Consider the following 18,052-nt stretch of genomic DNA (forward strand, 5'->3'; position numbering starts at 1 on the left):
CCCAGAGAATTCCGCAGGCCAGGCAGAGAACGGGGGCGCGGCACAGGCCGCGCCTTCCTCGCTGTTCCGGAAAGCGGGACATTGCTATCCGTGGCCCGCCAGCCGCAGGATATGGGGCAGGCTTTCCCTGAGCGCCAGCAGAATGAGCCCCAGGCCGATGAGCCAGGCCCGGCGCAGCGGTCTGGACATGGCCAGCAGCGCTCCCCAGCAGGCGATGGCCGCCGTGAGCGGAATCAGGGCGTAGATCTGGGGCATAAGCCGGTCCGGCACCGCGCCGCGCAACAGGTAGCCCAGGGCCAGACCCCAGCGGTCCAGGCAGAAGGGGATATAGCCGATTGTGGCCCAGAGGGCGCACCAGCGCGCGGCCCGCTCAAGTTCTTCCTCGCCGAAACCGGCGGCCGCCGCGTTCCGCCGCGCGCGCAGCAGGAAGAGCAGGGCCAGGGCTCCGGCCGGGGCAAAGGCCATAAAATAGTTGTGCAGGGCGTCGGCAAGGATAACGGATGCCGCCTGGCCGAGATCCATGCCCGACGGCAGGGCGGCGAAGGGCCAGTAACGGCTGATCCAGGTGGCGAAGAAACACAGGCCGGCCAGCCCGCAGAGCCACAGGCGGCCCTTGACGTCCCCCGCCGTGTAGCGGTCCTCTTCCGGCCTGCGGCGGACCGGGGGCAGGGGCGCGCGGGCGCAGGCGCGGCTGAGCAGTCCGGCCCAGAGCATGCCGGTCAGCCAGAGCAGCAGCGTGAGGCTGTAGGGCAGCATGACCGGGGTCCAGGGCGAGAGCGCGCCCGGCGCGTAGCCCGTGTCGCGCAGGGTGTACAACAGGCTGAGCAGGCCGCCGAGCATGACCGGCAGGCCCAGCCAGGACAGGCCGAAACCCAGGCGGGCCAGCAGTCCCGCGCCGTAAGCGCAGAAACGGGCCCGGCCGCGCCGTCCGATCAGCAACGTCAGCGCCGTAATCAGAGGCAGGGCCGCCGCGGCGTTCACGCCGATGAGCAGCAGGCCGCTGCACCATTGCCAGATGATGAGCCAGGATGGGAGAATGTGCATGGGCGTTTTGTACCCCGTGACGGGGCGGTCCGCAAGCACGGGCTTGCTCCCGGACGAGGCTTTATCTATACTCTTCTCCCCGTATTTGTATGGATGCGCCGCGACGCGCCGTGGGGATGACGCATGCCTTTGTACACTGTTTTTCTGCTGGCCGTGGCCCTGTCCATGGATGCTTTTGCCGTGGCCGTGGCCACGGGCTGCGCCGTGCGCGCGCCGCGCCTCAGTCATTACGCCCGGCTGGCCGCCTGTTTCGGCGTATTTCAGTTTCTGATGCCCGTGCTGGGCTGGGCCCTGGGCCTGTCCGTGCGCGGCTATATGGAGGCCTGGGACCACTGGATCGCATTCGGCCTGCTGGTCTGGGTGGGCGGCAATATGCTCCGTTCCGGCCTGGCGGCGCTGAAACACCGGGAGACCTCCTGCCCCGCCACGGACCCCACCGCCGGGCGCAATCTGTTGATTCTGGGCGTTGCCACCAGCATTGACGCCTTGGCCGTGGGCCTGTCCTTCGCCTTGCTGCAAACGCCCATCTGGGGGCCCGCGGCGCTCATCGGCGCGGTCTGTGCCCTGATCACGGCCTGCGGCGTCTATCTGGGCAAAACCCTGGCCCGGCTCTGCGCCCTGAACGGCTGGGCCGAACTGCTCGGCGGTTTGACCCTGCTGGCCGTGGCCTGCAATATTTTACGTGAACATCACGTCTTTGACTGAACGATCCTGCGCCGACCTGCAACCATAAGGAGAACGCATATGGCTACCATCAGCGCCACGTATCTGGGAGATCTGCGCGTAGAATGTACGCATAATCAAAGCGGCACGAAAATCATCACCGACGCTCCGGTGGACAATCACGGCAAGGGCGAGGCCTTTTCGCCCACGGACCTCTGCGCCACGGCGCTGGGCACCTGCGCCATGACCATCATCGGCCTGTACTGCCAGAATCACGGCGTGGACGTGACCGGGGCGAAAATGGAAATCACCAAGACCATGGTTACGGAACCGCGCCGCATCGGCAGGGTGGAAGTGGTTTTCATCATGCCTGACCGGCCCTACAGCCAGAAGGAAAAAACCGTTATAGAACGCGCCGCGCAAACCTGCCCCGTGCATCTGAGCCTGCATCCGGACGTGGATCAGATCTTCAGTTTTATCTGGCGGCAGTAGGCGGGGTTTTCTTTGATTTTCCCACGGCGACCCGGCCTCCGGATGAGGCCGGGTCGCGCGCCCGGAGTGGAAAGCGGGCCTTTCCTGTGATGATCCTCGGATAAGAATGCCGCTGACCCGCCCTAGGCTCAGCCCTCATTAAAAGTGCCTGCCGCAAAGCCGCCTTTTTCCGTACAGCGGCGTTGCAAAAAAAATTGACCTCGCGGTGTGTTCAATACAGCTTCGTCCAATTTCTCCCTTGCGCCTTGCTGTCCGAAAAAATTCAGCTTTTCGCGGACGGCGGTTTAATGAGTCCTGAACCTAGAGCAGATTAACTTTGAAATTTTACAAATTTCAAAGTCGGCATTCTGGCGAAAAACGTGGTTTTCACCAGAATCCACGTCACTTCGCGGCGCGCCGCACCGTGTGCGGCGTTAGAGCAATTTCAAAATGAAAATGCTCTAAGCGGCGCGGTTCATACCGGTTTACGAGAAGGCTGGTGGCTATGACGTCTTTGCGCGGCGCGCATTCCGGCACGGAGGAACTGCTCCGCCTTTTTCCCTGTCCTCTGGTAATTCTGGACATGGAACAGCGCGTGCTTTTCGCCGGTCCGGAACTGCCGCCGCCTTTCAGCGCGGACCGTTTTCCCGTGGGCGGCTTCTTCGGCGCGGCTCTGAACGGCCCGCAGCGGAAGAGTTTCCAGGCCGCCTGGGAAACGGCCCTGACCGGAAGGGCGGCTGAAACCCTGCTGGCGATGGGCGGCGGCGCGAAAGAGCGTTTCTTTTTTCTGCGTCTGGTCATGCGCCGCATGGCCGGAGAGCTCTGCTGCTGGCTGATGCTGCACGATGTCACTTCCTTCCGCGCCCATGCCTCCGAATCCCTCAGCGAGCGCCTCAGGCAGTGCCTGGATGCCGCTCCCATAGCCTACAGTCTCTGGGACGCCCACATGCGCGTCGTGGACTGCAATGAGGCGGCCGTCCGTTTATTCGGCCTGCCGGACAAACAAAATTTTCTGAAACGCTTTTTTGAGCTTTCGCCGGAGCGCCAGTGTGACGGAAGTCCTTCCGAGGCGACGATTTTGCAGAAACTGCGGCAGGCTTTCATGGAGGGACATGCCAAATTCCCGTGGACCCACTGCACCATCACGGGCGATCCCATGCCCGTGGAAGTCTCGCTGGAGCGGCTGGAAATCCGGGGCGAGTGCTATGTTGCCGGTTATGTCTATGAACTGCGCGAAATCCGGCGGCTGGAAGAGGCCCTGCGCAAACGCAACGAGGACCTGCGGCACAGCAACAGCCTGTTGCGGGTGGTCAACAAGGCCGCCGAGATGCTGCTGGTGGGCGAGGGCAACGGGGACATCGGCGGAACGGCCTACCGGATGCTGGCGGCTCTGGGCACGGCGGCCAGGGTGGACAGGGCCTATGTCTGGGCCAACCGGGTCGGCGAGGACGGGCGCCTCTACTGCGACAAGCTCCATGAATGGTCCGGCGGCGCGGGGCCCCGGCAGCAAGAGGAACTGCTCAAAAACGTCTCCTATGACGACGTGTTGCCCACCTGGCAGCGCGCTTTCAGCGAAGGCCGCGCCGTAACGGGCCTGGTGCGCCGGATGTCCCCGAAAGAGCGGGAAATCCTGGAACCGCAGGGCGTTCTTTCCCTGCTGGTGACGCCCATTTTGCTGGACGGCGGCGTCTGGGGCTTTATCGGCTTTGACGACTGCCATTGGGAACGGCAGTGGAACGGCGCGGAAGAGGAAGCCCTGCGCGCGTCGGGCATTCTGCTGGGCGCGAGCATCCGGCGGCGCGAGCTCAACCGGGCGTTGCGCCTGGCCAAGGATGAGGCGGAAGCGGGCACCAGAGCCAAAAGCGATTTCCTGGCCCGCATGAGCCATGAAATCCGCACGCCCATGAACGCCGTTCTGGGCATGTGCCATCTGCTGCTGAACACCGGTCTGTCGGAGCAGCAGCGCGACTATCTGGGCAAAACCCGGCAGGCGGCCCACAATCTGTTGGACATCATCAACGATATTCTGGATTTTTCCAAAATTGAATCCGGCAAATTCGATGTTGAAACGGCGCCTTTTTCGCTTGCGGACATGCTGGACGGCATCCGGGACGTGGGCGGCGTGCGCGCCGCGGAAAAAGGCATTCGCCTGTCGGTCGCGGCGTCGCCGGATATGCCCGGAGAACTGGTGGGCGATGCGCTGCGGGTGAGCCAGGTGCTGATCAACCTGGTCAGCAATGCCGTGAAGTTCACGGAGCGGGGAGAAGTGGCGGTATCGGTATCTCCGCGACACCGCCGGGAAGACAGCCTGCTGGCGCTGTTTGAGGTGCGCGATACGGGCATCGGCATGAGCCGGGAGGAAGTGGCGCGTATTTTCCGACCCTTTGCGCAGACCGATACCTCCATCACCAGGCGCTACGGCGGCACGGGCCTGGGCCTGGTGATCTGCAAGGAACTGGTGGAAATGATGGGCGGCAAGATCAGCGTGAGCAGCGAACCGGGCCGTGGCAGCATTTTTTGTTTTGAGCTGCCCTTTAAACTGCCTGACGCCGCTATTCCGGCTGCGGTCTGGCCGGACGGGGAGACCGCGCCCGCCGTCCAGCTGGCGGGCCGCCGCGTTTTGGTGGTAGAAGATAATGAAATCAATCAGGAAGTGGCCACGGCCATTCTGGCCGAGGCGGGCCTGGAGGTGGGCATTGCCGCCAACGGCGCGGACGCTGTGCGGGAGGCCGCCGCGAACCGCTACGATCTGATTCTCATGGACGTTCAGATGCCGTTGATGGACGGCCTGGAGGCCACCCGGTGCATCCGCGCCCTGCCGGGCCTGCCCGCTGATCTGCCGATCATCGCCGTAACGGCCCACGCCATGCGCGGGGACTGGGAAAAAAGCCTGGCCGCCGGCATGAACGACCATCTGACCAAGCCCATTGATCCGCGTCGCCTGTTCGCGGTTCTCGAACGCTGGCTCAAAGGGTGATCCGCCTTCCGGAACCGTCCGTCCTCATTCCGGCTTTCTGGCCTCCCGCAACAGGGCGGCCAGATCGCCCGTCATCCTTACGAGATATTCCTTTTCCCGCGTATTGAGACCGGCCAGGGCGTCCTCCAGCGCGCGCGTCAGGGCATGGTCGTCCGCGCCCGACGCGCGGAAAAGGTCCGCCACGGAGCAGCGTAGGGTGGCGGCCACATCCGGCAGGCGCTCCAGCTTAGGGGCGATGTCGCCACGCTCCATACGCGAAAGAGACTGCTGGCCCACGCCGATTTTTTCCGCCAGACATTCCTGAGTCAGTCCCAGCTTTTTGCGCCGTTCCTGAATGTTGGTTCCGACCAGTTTGGCTAATTTCCGAGTCGCCTGGGACACCTGAACCTCCTGCGTATCCTTTTTACGCATACTTTCAGTTGGAGGCGTGAAAAAAAATGCACTAAAACACGTATTGACTATATCTAAAAACTGTATTAGCAAAAAAAACGGCACAAAAGGCGTATTTTCGGCGTTGCGTTTTTTTTCGCCCGCCGGTTCCGGCGGCAGCCCCCGTGCCGTGCCGGAAGGGCGCCCGCGCCCCGGCGGCGAACAATCAACAACTGCTGTCATTGTGCTGAAAAAGAGCTTTCCCGCGCAGGATTTCCGCCTGCCTCCCGCACCGGGCTATGACAAGATTCCCCCCAGACTTCCATTGGAGAAGGTCTATTTTGCGGCCTCACGGGTTTTCAACGCCCTGCGCTCCTTTTGCGGCGACATGCTGCGGGAATTCAACACGGCGCGGCAGCCGCCTCTGGAGCGGGCCCGGGCTCTGCTTGACGAGACGGCCGTTGTTCTGGGCCTGAATTACAATGCCCTGCTCGGCGTCATGATGGGCGACCTTGACGGGGAATACAGACCCGCCCATTGCGTGCGTACCACCATTCTTGCTCTCCTGACCGGGCTCCAATTCGGACTGTCGCCGGAACGGGTGCGGAATCTCGGCTTGTCCGCCATGTTCTGCGATGTGGGCATGGCCCTGTTGCCGGATATTTCCGATTGCCCGCATCCTTTGACGCCCCCGGCGGAAGGCGGCGCTGACGCTTTGCGGCAGCACCCTGTGCTGGGCCTCGGCTGCCTGGCGCACAACGTCCGGTGCCGGGAAATATTGCGGGGCATTGCGGAACACCACGAACGGGTTGACGGCACGGGCTATCCCGTGGGCCTGAGCGGGGAACGGATCAGCCTGGCGGGAAAAATTCTCGCCGTGGCGGACAATTACGACGCTCTGATCTGTGTTCATCCGCACAGCGAACCCCTGCCGCCGCATCTGGCTCTGGCGCGTCTGCGTTGCCTGGGCGGCGCCGCTTTTGACCGGGATGTGCTGGAACATGTCATCCGTTGCCTGGGCGCGTACCCTGTGGGCAGCGTAGTGGAAACGGACGGCGGCCGACGCGCCGTGGTGGTGGGAAACAGCCCGGATACGCCCCTGCAGCCCGTGGTCAGGCCGTTGCGTTCCTTCTCGGAGAATGCCGCCGGGCCGGATGCTTTTCGCGTTCAAAGGGCTGAGCGTATCACGACTGTTTTTCCCTTGAGCGGCCAATGGAGCTGGGCATAAGCGATTTTGCGCATCGGTTAGCCGCTGTGGACCCCTTGCCGTCCCCGTCCGGTCAGCGGCGTTTCGCCGCAAAGACGCAGGCTCAATCCGTGTACGCCGCTATACGCTCGGCGCGAGCGTGCCTTTATGGCGTAATTGGGGCGCATTTCCTCTTGAAATCCTTGCTTGAGGCAGTCTTTTAGCCGGACATAAATGTGACCGGCCATTGCCCATATATTCTATCGATAGGCATTTGTGTTGGTGATACCTAATGAATAAATAAATATTATATTGATTTATTTATGTGATAAATAGAATATGAATATATGCAGAGCTGTATATGCAATTATAATATAGTGTGCATCTACATTTTACCTGCATTACTGTCAATTAAAAAATTGAGTCATCATACTATAAAAATATATATTTATTTTTTATGCCTGCATTTGCTTCGAGCGGATGATGATTTCGGAGTGATTTTAGGGGAATAAAGTTTTTTAAATTATAAATGGATATAAAATATATAAGCTTATTTATACTTGTCCGTTTTACATTTATAATGTTAATTCCGCTGTATGCCTTGATATTGAGAAAAAATATATTTTATTTTTATACAATATTTCTTCAACACAAAGTAGTTATGACTTTGCCGGGGTGCGCTGATCGCTTAAACTGTGAGCAGCGGCATTCACATTCTTTCTAGAAAAAAAATTCTTTTGCCCTAAACCTTTTCTAGAGAAAAAACTTTTCTATTTGTGGACTTTTTTATTCCGTTTGTGCTAAAGCTAAGCCCAGCACTTGCCGTATAAGTGTTCAGGCCGCCATAAAAACAGTGGCGGTGGCATGGCATGTCGTTGCCGGCGCGGGATTGACGGACCCCGCCTGTTCCGGCGGTAATGTGGGCCATAGTGGCTGGCATGCCATCAGCGGGAAAACGCCGCAACGGGGTTGTTTTCCCTTATTTGGAGTGAACCGTGAAACTGTTATCCTTCTCCCTCTCTGTTTTGGCGCTGTTGCTTCCCGTAGCAGTAGCGGCGGCGGAAGCCGCCTACCCCCCTCCGCCTCCTCCCGGTCAACCCATTACCGTCGAGGACACGGTATACGGCGTTTTACGCACTCATCGCAGCCTGCGCGGCATGCTGGAAAACCGTCAGGTGCTGGAGCATGAGGTGGACCGGGCCAAAGCCGGTTTCGGCCCGCGCGTTGACGTCACCGGCCGGGCCGGCGGCAGCATTTTGAGTGATTCCACCACCAGGGGCCAGAATCTGGACGAGCAGATGTGGGGTCTGGCCGGTGTCAGCGCGAAGCTTGTCCAGCCCATCTGGGACGGCTTCGCCACCCGTTCGCGCGTGCGTAGCGCGCAATCCACTCTGGATTCGGTCAAAGAGCGGGTTTTTGATACCGCCACCTCCCTTTCCCTGGACGGCATCATTGCCCATATTGACCTGTTGCGCCGCCGCACTATCTATGCCCTGTCCGAGAAAAACGTGGCCCAGCACAAGGCCATTCTGGGACAGGCCCAGGACCGCGCCAATCTGGGCGCGGATACGGCGGCCGACGTGAGCCAGGCGCAATCGCGCCTTTCCCGCGCCTTGTCGAGCCTTTCCGAAGCCAAGGCCTCCCTGCTGGTGGCCGAGGAAACCTATACCCGGCTGACAGGCATGCAGGCCTTCGGCAAGCTCGCGCCGGTGACCATGCCGCCCGAGATATTCAAGGGCCCTGAGCCGGTTTTTGATCTGGCTGAGAAGAACAATCCCAAACTGGCGGCCTACATGAAGGATATCCGGGCCGCCCGGGCCGAACGGGAGCTGGCGGATTCCGCCTTTTATCCCACTTTTAACCTGGAGGCCGGGCCGGACTATACAGACCGGGGCGGTTCCAGTGACCGCTGGATCTACAGCTTCGACGTGCTGGGCACCGTGCGTTGGAACATTTTCAACAGCGGGGCCGACCTGGCCGAACGGAAGGCCGCTTCGGCGCGCATCCGCCAGTCGCGGCAGGTGATGTACAATTACATCGACGACCTCAAACTGGATATCGAGAGCACCTGGACCAACTATCAGGCCGCCCAGGAGCAGTACAAGCACTACTCCAAGGCCATTGAATACAACAAATACACCCGCACCGCCTATCTGGAGCAGTTCCAGATCGGCAAGCGCAGCCTGCTGGACGTGCTGGACACGGAAAGCGAGCTGTACAATTCATCCACGCAGGCGGAAACTGCGCGCGGCAATATCCTGGTGGGCGCATACAGACTGTGCGCGCTCACCGGCAATCTGCTGCCGCAGATGTCCATAAACACCGGGCCGCTGGGGCAAAAACCTCCGGAGGACCGCGAGGATCCGCGCGAGGCATTCGCGCCCGGTTGGTTTAAGTAAGAGGGGATTCAGCCCGGTGCGCCAGCGCCGGGCTGAATCCGGTTTTGGCCTTCCCGTGTGCGCGTATGGCGGCGTATGCGTGGAAGGGAGCTTGTGCTGCCTCCCCCCTTGGGATAGGCTTTTAGAGCAAAGTAACTTTGAGAAGCCACTTTGCTCCGGCGGCTGCGAAAGCGGACGCCCGCGCCTGAAGCCAAGGCGGGACCGCGTTCCCGGCGCGCGTCAGCCGTTGCCGCTGGGCGGCTTGCTTGAGCCGTTCACGGCGAAGCCGTGTTACGGATCAAGACAGCAGCGCTACGGATGACGACAGCAACGATAGGCTGAGGGCAGCGTCAACTTTGAGAATGCCAATTCTCAAAGTTAATCTGCTCTGGCGGTTGACTGCCTCCGGCGTTCAGGCCGCCGGAGTTGTTGACGGAATCAGCATTGCCCCGCGCGGATGGATTTCACTTCCGGGCAGGGGCAATGGGGCGGCGACAACACCGCTCCGCAAAAGCCCGCGGGCTTTTGCCCCACAGCAACGGAAAAATCATGGATAAGCCCAGTACGACACACATCGGGCGGATGCCTTCCGCCGTTCCCGGCAATCTTGAAGAACAGAATCCCCGGACCGACCCGGCGCGCACGGAACACCCCGACAGCTCGAATCGCCGGAATCATACGGATCACGCGGACCAGGCAAGCCGCGCGGCGCATTCGGATCAGGCGTCGCGGTCCGTCTCCGGCCACGCCGATTCCCCTGATACGCATGATGCGCATGGCGCGCCGCATCAGGACGGGCAGGCCGCCGCGCCGCATGCCGCCACGCTTACGGGATCCGTCGCTTCAGCCCTGCGGGCGCGTTCCGCTGTGGCGGGCAAGGCCGCCCCGGCTTCCGGTGAGGAGCCCAAAGCCCCTCCGGCCGCAAGCGGCAAGGCTGCCGCTCCCCACTCCGGCGGGACCGGCGCGCCGCCCGTCCCGGATGCCGCTGCCCCTGATGTTCCCGACGCCCGCGACTCGGCGGAGACTCCGGCCAAGGGCAAGGCCATGGGGCCGTTGCGCCCTTCGGATGTGGACTTCATGCCCGGTCTGCTGCGCAGCCTGTCCGTGCTTTTGCGCCTGCGGGGCAAGGCGGTTTCGCCGCAATTTCTGATGGCCGGACTCACCGGCAGCAGGGTGACGCCGCAGGCCTGCCTGCGCGCGGCGCGCAAGGCAGGGCTTTCGGGCCGTATCGCCTTCCGCCCCGTGCTGGAAGACATCCCCTCCCTGGTGCTGCCCTGCATTCTTCTGCTCACCAAAGACCGCTCCTGCGTGCTCACCGCCTTGCGCGGGGACACGGCGGAAGTGATCTTTCCCGAAATCAGCGACAGCGCGCAAAGCGTGCCCCTGGCCGCCCTCAAGGAGGAATATTCCGGTTACGCCCTTTTTGCAGCCGTCCAGGCCGCGCCCGACGAGCGCGCGGAAAAGCTGACCCTGTCCAAGGGCAAGCGCTGGTTCTGGGACGTGTTGCGCTATTACGCGCCCATTTACCGCCATGTGGCCCTGGCAAGCGTGGTCATCAACCTCATCGCCGTGGCCAGCCCGCTCTTTGTCATGAACGTCTACGACCGTGTGGTGCCCAACAACGCCACGGAGACGCTCTGGGTGCTGGCCATGGGCATTCTGATCATCTACCTGTTCAACTTCCTGCTCTCCTCCCTGCGCACCCATTTTGTGGACGTGGCCGGGCGCAACGCGGACATCGTGCTCTCCAGCAGTCTGGTGGACAAAGTGCTTTCCATGCGGCTGGACGCCAAACCGGAATCCACCGGGGCCATGGTCAACAACTTGCGTGAATTCGAGCAGTTGCGCGAATTTTTCAGCTCGTCCAGCCTGCTGGCCTGCATTGACCTGCCGTTTCTGGTGATCTTTCTGCTGTTGATCGGTTTTATCGGCGGCCCGCTGGTCTTCCTGCCCATCGCGGCCATCCCCATTCTGCTGGGCGTGGGCCTGCTTCTGCAACACCGCTCCCGCCGGTGCGCCGAAGCCAGCTACAAGCAGAACATGCAGAAAAACGCCTTGCTGGTGGAAATCGTGGGCGGTCTGGAAACCCTCAAGTCCTGCATGGCGGAAAGCCGCATGCAGCGGCTCTGGGAGTCGGTGGTGGGCCTTTCGGCCAAATCCACCAGCGAGGCCCGCAAATACAATAACCTGGCCATCACGGCCTCCATGCTCATCACCCAGATCGTGACCGTGGCCATGATCGTCTGGGGCGTGTACCGGATCACCGACGGCCTGATGACCATGGGCGCGCTCATCGGCTGCAACATTCTGGTGGGCCGGACCATGGCTCCGTTGCTCCAGATGGCTTCGCTGCTCACCCGCATGCAGAATTCGCACGTGACCCTCAAGGCTCTGGACATGCTCATGGAGCTGCCGTCGGAAAATCAGGCCGAGCGGACCTGCATGGATTTCGGCATGCTGCGGCCTTCCTTCACCATGGAGAACGTCTCCTTCGCCTATCCCCGTTCCGAGCGGCTGGCTCTGGACCGCGTCTCCCTGCACATCGAGCCGGGCGAACGGGTGGGCATCATCGGGCCTATGGGCTCGGGCAAGAGCACGCTGTCCAAGTTGCTGATCGGCCTGTACCAGCCCAAGGAAGGGGCCGTGAAATTCGGGGATGTGGACATCCGCCAGATTCCCAGCTCGGACCTGCGGGGCAGGGTGGGCGTGCTGCCGCAGGACGTGGTGCTTTTTTACGGCAGCGTGCGGGACAATATTGCCCTGGGCGATCCCTCCATCAACGATCACCTGATTCTGCGCGCCGCGGCTCTGGCCGGGGTGACGGACTTTTTACGCAACAATCCCGCCGGCTTCGCGGCCCAGGTGGGCGAGCAGGGCAAGGCGCTTTCCGGCGGGCAGCGGCAGTCCGTGGCCCTGGCCCGTGCCCTGGTGCGCGATCCGGAAGTGCTGATCCTGGACGAACCCACCAGCAATATGGACACGGATTCCGAACTGATGCTCCAGAAGCGCCTGCAAACCGTCATGGACGGGCGCACTGTGGTGCTGGTCACCCATCGCTTGTCCATGCTGCGCATTGTGGAACGCCTTATCGTTATGGAAAACGGCCAGATCAAGATGGACGGCCCGCGCGACATGGTGCTTCAACGCCTGCGCGAGCGCTCCCGGCAAAGCATGAACGCCGCCGGCAACGGGGAACGGCCCGCGCGGATGCGGCCGGTGGAGAACTGAGATGCAGTTGAGTTCCGGTAAGAAGAATGCTCCGGCGCCCGTGGAGGAAGAACGCCGTCCTCAGGCGGAGGCGCGTCCCGGCGGGGAAATGCCCGCCATGCCCGGCGCGGCTCATGCGGCTGACGCCGCTACGCCTTTTGCCGCCATGCTGGACGAACGTACCGCGCGCGCCACGGATCTTGCCGCCTGGAAAGAGGAAAAATCCCCGGCTGCGGAGCCTGCCCCGACGGCATGGGCTCCGCAGCCGGGCGGTTCCGTGCCGGAACCGCCGCTGGACGTTCCTGAAGGCGGAATTCCGCAAAAACTGACGGATGTTATGCCGCTGATGCCCGGCGCGGCGGAGAAGAGTGCTTCATCTCCCCCGGCCCCGCAGGGCTCTGAGCCTGGAACCGGCCTTCCGCCCATGCCCGAACCCATGCTGCCGTCCGAGGATGAGCTTGCGGCCCTGGCTCTGGCCGGGGCCAAGGACTCAACGGCAAAGGGCGGCGGCGCGCTGTCATTTCTGCGCGCCCTGTTCGTGGGCGACGAGAATGAGCAAAGGCCGGACCATAGTCTGATCCAGTCCATCCGCGAGGCCGTGCTTCACAAGGGCAAAAGCGGCGAGACCGGCGGGGAGGACGGAACTGATGCGCCCGCCGGGCCCGGAACGCCCGGAGCCGGGCCGGGTTCCCATCCCGGAGCCGGTTCCGGTCCCAATGCGGGCTTATTCGCGGCCATGGACGCGCCCCTGCATGGCCTCACCCCCGACGACATCCAGTTCGCCGGCGAGGTGGACGCCGCTCTGGCCCGGCGGCCGCGTTTCGGCGTGCGCGCCCTTTCGGTCACCGTGGCCGTGATGTTCGCCTGCCTGCTGGTCTGGGCGGCCTTTGCCAAGATCGACGAGGTAACCCATGCCGAGGGCCAGGTGGTGGGCTCGCAACGCACCCAGACCATCCAGAACCTGGAAGGCGGCATTCTGCGCGCCGTGCTGGTGCGCGAAGGTCAGATCGTGGACAAGGGCGACGTGCTGGCCCAACTGGACAATGAGCTGGCCGAATCCTCCTACCGCGACGCCGTGAACAAGGCCATGGAAAACAGTCTGGCTATTGCCCGCCTGGAAGCGGAACTCAAGGATCAGCGGCCGGTTTTTCCCGAAAATCTTCAGGACTGGGCCGCCAAGCTCATCGGCCACAAGGTGGACGAGAACACGCTGGCCCGCGCCCGGCAGATCATCCGCGACCAGGAAAACGCCTGGCAGTCGCGCCAGAACCAGCTCAATGCCGAAATCGAGGTGCTCAAGTCCCAGTATGAGCAACGGCGGCACGATGTGGAAGAGCAGGTCGCCCGCAAGACCCAGCTGGACCGCAGTCTGGCCCTCTCCATCGAGCAGCGCGACACGGCCTATGCCCTGGTGCAGCGCAACAACTTTTCGCGCATGGAATATCTGGGCCTGCAACAGAAAGTCGTGGAGCTCCAGGGGCAGATCGACATGCTGGCGGCCAGCATTCCCAAGGCCCAGGCCGCTGCCGAGGAATCGAAGCAGCGCATCGCCTCGCGCAGGGCGGAGCAGAACGCGGCCATCACCGAGGAAATCAACAAGCGCCGCCTGGAGCTGAACTCCCTGCGCGAAACGCTGGCCGCAGGCAGCGACCGCGTGACCCGCACGGAACTGCGTACTCCGGTGCGCGGCACGGTGAAGCAGATTTACATCAATACCGTGGGCGGTGTGGTCAAGCCCGGCGAACCCATCATGGACATTGTGCCTCTGGACGACACCCTGCTGGTGGAAGCCAAGGTCAGTCCCAAGGACGTGGCCTTTCTGCGGCCCGGCCAGGAGGTGATGGTCAAGGTTTCGGCCTATGATTTCTCCATTTACGGCGGCCTGGAGGGCAAGCTGGAGTCCATCAGCGCCGACACCATCGAAGACAAGAAGGGCAACTATCATTACCTGGTCAAGGTGCGCACGCAAAAGACGGCCATCACCTACCACAATGAAGTGTTGCCCATTATTCCCGGCATGATCGTGACCGCGGACATTCTGATCGGCAAGAAGACGGTGCTCGACTATCTGCTCAAGCCCATTCTGAAAGCCAAGCAGAACGCCCTGCGAGAGCGTTGAGTCGTTACGTAAGGAAAACATCATGGCACAGGATTCCTCAACTCAAAGCTCGCGCCGCAAACGGCGCACCGCGCTGATCATGCTGGCGCTGCTGGCGCTGGTGGCGGTTGCCGCGGCCGTGGCCTCGCACTGGATTCTGCAGACTTCCCAAAAGCGGCTGCTGCGGGACATGGAACAGGACATGAGCACCCAGGCGGGCAACAAGGTGGCTTTGCTCACGGTCTGGTCCGGCACGCTCAAGGGCCAGGTGGAAGCCTTTACCGGCCTGGATCTGCTGCGCCTGTTCGCGGCCGAGGCGGACGCCTCCAAGATCCCGGCGGAAAAATTGCTGGAACTGGCCCAGCGGCCGGAACATGACGTCCCGCCGCCGGAAATTCTGCCTGAAACGCCCTCGGATATTTCTGTGGAACAGGCAGAAGCGGGCGGCTACGCGGGCGATCCCGATCCTCTGGACAGCCTGGCCCCGCGTCTGCCCATGATGCTCAGACAGTTGAAGGACTTTATCGAGAAGAACAGCCTTTGGGGCGCGTATCTGCTGAACGCGAATCTTGAGGTGTATCTGGCTCCGTCCGATGCGCCGCAGTTCAGCGAGGACCAGCGCTCCTTTCTGGCAACCGTGCTGCAGACCCGGCGGCCCGTCATGCTGCCCGTGCGCCGCCAGGAGGGCGAGCTGGTCATGGACATGGCCTTTCCGGTCTTCGCGCCCCTCTATGTGGACGCCTCGGGGGAACGGGTGGTTTCCATCCTGGTGGCTACCTACAATGTGCTGCCCGTGGCCAGGGCCATTATCCGCACCGGCGACGACGGCATATTCAGTTCCGGCATCCTTCAGACCCACCGGCAGGACGTGCAGCTCATCAATCCCGCCGCGCGCTCCGGCACGCTGAATCTGCCCGGCTGGCGGCTGGACGGCGGCCGTCTGCCCCTGAGCCTGCGTGACGCGCCCACGGCCAGGGGCGGGGAAGTGCGGGCTTACACCCTGGCACTGCCCGTGCCGGGCATGCCCTGGCTGGTCATGCAGGGCGTGGACGCGGCCCAGGCCGAGGCGCAGTACGCCGCTTTCCGCAAAAACGTGCTGATCGCCGCCGGACTGGTGACGGCCTTGGCCGGCATCGTACTGGTGGCCCTGTGGTGGTGGCTGGTAGGCCGCCAGGAACGCGCCGTGGCGGACCAGATGCGCCGCCTCTATCTGGTGGTCAACCAGCAGAAACAGATCATGGACGGGGTGAATTCCGCACTGTCGGCGGGAATTGTGCTCAACGACCTGAGCGGCGTGATCTACTACGTCAACCAGAGTTACGCCCGGATGACGGGCTTGAGCGTGGAGCAACTGCGCGGCCTGCCCCACAGCCGGTTGCCGCCGGATCTGGCCCGCAGCCTGGTGACGCATACTCTGGCCGTGAACCAGACGGAAGGCATGGCCAGCTTCACCGAAGCCCTGCCCGTGGAAGGGCGGACGCGCCACTTCCTGACGGCCTGCTCTCCCTTCCGGGACGACAAGGGGCGGATGTCGGGCGTGGTTTCGGTGTACAGCGACATCACCGAACTGGTGCTGGCCCAGCAGCGCGCCCAGCATATGATCACCCAGACCGTGGCGGTCTTTGTGCGGGCTATCGAAGCCGTGGACCCCTATCTCTGCGGCCAGTCAACCTTCACGGCCCAGCTTTCCGTGACCCTGGCCTACTGCCTGGGCCTCAACGACGCCGAAACCCTGGCGACCCTGCGCACGGCGGCCAGCCTGTCCCAGATCGGCATGATCCAGCTGCCCAGGGAACTGCTGACCAAGACCGGCGCGCTTTCCGCCGAGGAACGGGCCCAGTTGCAGCGGCATGTGGAATACGCCCGGCGCGCCCTTACCGGCATCGATTTCGGCCTGCCCGTGCTGGAAGCCATCAGTCAGATGTATGAACGCCTGGACGGTTCGGGCTATCCGGACGGGCTCAAGGGCGACCATATCTGCTTTAACGCCCGCATCCTGGCCGTGGCCAATACCTTCTGCGCTTTGGTGCGGCCGCGTTCTTATCGCATGGCCCACAGTATGGAGCGGGCCCTGGCAATTCTCAACGAGACGCCCCGCAAATACGATCCGCAGGTGGTGCGTGCCCTGCAGGGCTTTTTGCAGACCGGCCAGGGCCGGGAGTTTTTGCAGAAGCTGCGCGATGAAAAGAGCGACGGCGGGGAGGGCGGGGCCCGGAACAGCGAGGGAGAAGAGAGCGCCCGGCATGGGGCGGGGGGCATTCCGACATAAGGCGGCCATATGCGCATTCTATTTCTACACGGTTCCTTTCCCGGCCCGTTCCGGCTGCTGGCCCACAGCTTCGGCACCGAGCAGGAAAACACGGTGCTCTTTCTGTCCGAAACCGGCCAGAAGGGAGGGCTGCCCGGCGTGCGCCGTCTGCGCCTGGCCCCGCCGCTCAGCCACGCCGGCGACGATCCGGCCGAGCGCGAGGCCGTGCTCCGTTTCCGGCGCGGGGCCAGGGCGGGCAACGCCATGCTGGGCCTGCGCAAAGACGGATTTGCGCCCGATCTGGTCTGTGCCTCGTCTTCCGCGGGCGGCAGCCTCTATGTGCGGGATATTTTTCCCGAAGCCTTCTACTTGGTGCGGGCGGACTGGTTTTACAACCAGGGGGAGAGCCATTGCTTCTTCAACCGGGGGCGGCCCCGTCCCCCGGCGGATTTCGCCCCGGCCAGGGTGCGCAATCTCTGGGAATACAATGCGCTGGGCGATGCGGATCTGGCGGTGATCTCGTCGGAATGGCAACGTAGCCAGTATCCCGAATTTCTGGCGCAAGGCCTTCGGGTACTGCACAGCGGCGTGGACACGGCCTTTTTTTCGCCCGCGCCGGTGGCGGGTTTTGCGGGCGGCGGGCTTGATCTTGCCGACGCGGGCGAACTGATAAGTTTTTCCGGCCCGCTGCACGACACGGCACGTGGTTTCGCGCAGTTTGTGCGTTGTCTGCCGCGTCTGCTGGAATTGCGTCCCGCCTGCCACGTGCTGGTGGCCTGGCCCGCGCCGGGGAACCACGGCGGCCGTTCCGGCGAGGAAACCCGGCGGCGCGAGGCGGAAGCCCTGTGCCGGTGCCGCGAGGATCTGCCGCTTTCGCCCGAGGCCCGCGCCCGTGTGCATCTGCTGGGGCCGCGCCCGCTGAATGAGTACCGCCGGATGCTGCGGGCCTCCACGGTGCACGTCTATCTGACGGCCCCATATGCGCTGTCCACCGGCATTCTGGAGGCCATGGCCTGCGGCGGCCTGGTGGTGGGATCGGACACCGCGCCCGTGCGCGAAGTGCTTCGCCACGGGGTCAACGGTTTTCTCTGCGATTTCTGGGATGCGCGGGCCATGGCCGAAACCGTGGCCGGTGTGGCGGCGCGCGCCCCCCGGCTGGCCTTTATCGGACAGGAGGCGCGCAACGCCGTACGGCGGGACTACGATGCCGCCGCCCAGGTGGAACGCCTGCGAAGTTTGGTTCTGGAAAGCATGGCCGCGCGGAACGGAATCGCCTGATGATCTCCCTCGCCCGGAAGCGTCTGCCTTGAAACGTTGAGCCGCCCGGCACGGATTCGGAAAAATCCGTGCCGGGCGGCGGCAATTGAGGCATCCCGCGCGCCAGGCTCAAGGCGGAACGGCTCCATGATGT

General features: G+C 62.9%; 11 protein-coding genes. 9 read left to right on the forward strand and 2 right to left on the reverse strand.

Annotated elements, in window-relative coordinates; genetic code table 11:
* Positions 1-84: 84 nt before the first annotated feature.
* Positions 85-1,083, reverse strand: coding sequence for a spidroin-2 (locus KH208_RS11510; RefSeq protein WP_291436414.1), 999 nt, complete (start codon positions 1,081-1,083; stop codon positions 85-87).
* A gap of 84 nt (positions 1,084-1,167) precedes the next feature.
* Between KH208_RS11510 and KH208_RS11515 the strand changes: the two genes are divergently transcribed.
* From KH208_RS11515 to KH208_RS11525, 3 genes are all read left to right on the forward strand, one after another.
* A complete protein-coding gene (locus KH208_RS11515) occupies positions 1,168-1,749 on the forward strand; it encodes a manganese efflux pump MntP family protein (RefSeq protein ID WP_291436416.1) in 582 nt (193 codons plus the stop codon).
* A gap of 39 nt (positions 1,750-1,788) precedes the next feature.
* The gene (locus KH208_RS11520) at positions 1,789-2,199 is read left to right on the forward strand and encodes an OsmC family protein (protein ID WP_291436417.1); all 411 of its coding nucleotides are present in this window, start codon (positions 1,789-1,791) and stop codon (positions 2,197-2,199) included.
* 484 nt (positions 2,200-2,683) lie between these two features.
* Positions 2,684-5,155, forward strand: a complete 2,472-nt coding sequence (locus KH208_RS11525) for an ATP-binding protein (protein ID WP_291436444.1) — start codon at positions 2,684-2,686, stop codon at positions 5,153-5,155.
* Between the two features lie 24 nt (positions 5,156-5,179).
* On the opposite strand, the gene KH208_RS11530 is transcribed toward KH208_RS11525, so the two are convergent.
* The gene (locus tag KH208_RS11530; protein ID WP_291436419.1) at positions 5,180-5,536 is read right to left on the reverse strand and encodes a helix-turn-helix transcriptional regulator; all 357 of its coding nucleotides are present in this window, start codon (positions 5,534-5,536) and stop codon (positions 5,180-5,182) included.
* 133 nt (positions 5,537-5,669) lie between these two features.
* Between KH208_RS11530 and KH208_RS11535 the strand changes: the two genes are divergently transcribed.
* The 6 genes from KH208_RS11535 (at position 5,670) to KH208_RS11560 (ending at position 17,919) form a co-directional block, all read left to right on the forward strand.
* Positions 5,670-6,752 (forward strand): HD domain-containing phosphohydrolase, encoded by a 1,083-nt coding sequence (locus tag KH208_RS11535; RefSeq protein ID WP_291436421.1) that lies wholly within the window; start codon positions 5,670-5,672, stop codon positions 6,750-6,752.
* Positions 6,753-7,705: 953 nt separating this feature from the next.
* Entirely contained in the window at positions 7,706-9,109 is a 1,404-nt protein-coding gene (locus KH208_RS11540) for a TolC family outer membrane protein (RefSeq protein WP_291436423.1), read from the forward strand.
* Between the two features lie 528 nt (positions 9,110-9,637).
* The gene (locus tag KH208_RS11545) at positions 9,638-12,316 is read left to right on the forward strand and encodes a type I secretion system permease/ATPase (RefSeq protein WP_291436424.1); all 2,679 of its coding nucleotides are present in this window, start codon (positions 9,638-9,640) and stop codon (positions 12,314-12,316) included.
* 1 nt (position 12,317) lies between these two features.
* The gene (locus KH208_RS11550) at positions 12,318-14,414 is read left to right on the forward strand and encodes an HlyD family type I secretion periplasmic adaptor subunit (RefSeq protein WP_291436426.1); all 2,097 of its coding nucleotides are present in this window, start codon (positions 12,318-12,320) and stop codon (positions 14,412-14,414) included.
* Positions 14,415-14,436: 22 nt separating this feature from the next.
* Complete coding sequence (locus KH208_RS11555; protein WP_291436428.1) at positions 14,437-16,662, forward strand: HD domain-containing phosphohydrolase; 2,226 nt, start codon at positions 14,437-14,439, stop codon at positions 16,660-16,662.
* A gap of 9 nt (positions 16,663-16,671) precedes the next feature.
* On the forward strand, positions 16,672-17,919 hold the full coding sequence (locus KH208_RS11560; RefSeq protein ID WP_291436431.1) for a glycosyltransferase: 1,248 nt from the start codon (positions 16,672-16,674) through the stop codon (positions 17,917-17,919).
* Positions 17,920-18,052 lie beyond the last annotated feature (133 nt).

The organism is Desulfovibrio sp. (genome assembly GCF_018379785.1).
Taxonomy (GTDB): Bacteria; Desulfobacterota; Desulfovibrionia; order Desulfovibrionales; family Desulfovibrionaceae; genus Desulfovibrio.

Excerpts from the sequence above, each read along its gene's own strand:
- KH208_RS11515 (WP_291436416.1), top strand. The coding sequence starts at position 1,168 with ATGCCTTTGTACACTGTTTTTCTGCTGGCCGTGGCCCTGTCCATGGAT.
- KH208_RS11520 (WP_291436417.1), top strand. The coding sequence starts at position 1,789 with ATGGCTACCATCAGCGCCACGTATCTGGGAGATCTGCGCGTAGAATGT.
- KH208_RS11525 (WP_291436444.1), top strand. The coding sequence starts at position 2,684 with ATGACGTCTTTGCGCGGCGCGCATTCCGGCACGGAGGAACTGCTCCGC.
- KH208_RS11545 (WP_291436424.1), top strand. The coding sequence starts at position 9,638 with ATGGATAAGCCCAGTACGACACACATCGGGCGGATGCCTTCCGCCGTT.
- KH208_RS11550 (WP_291436426.1), top strand. The coding sequence starts at position 12,318 with ATGCAGTTGAGTTCCGGTAAGAAGAATGCTCCGGCGCCCGTGGAGGAA.
- KH208_RS11555 (WP_291436428.1), top strand. The coding sequence starts at position 14,437 with ATGGCACAGGATTCCTCAACTCAAAGCTCGCGCCGCAAACGGCGCACC.
- KH208_RS11560 (WP_291436431.1), top strand. The coding sequence starts at position 16,672 with ATGCGCATTCTATTTCTACACGGTTCCTTTCCCGGCCCGTTCCGGCTG.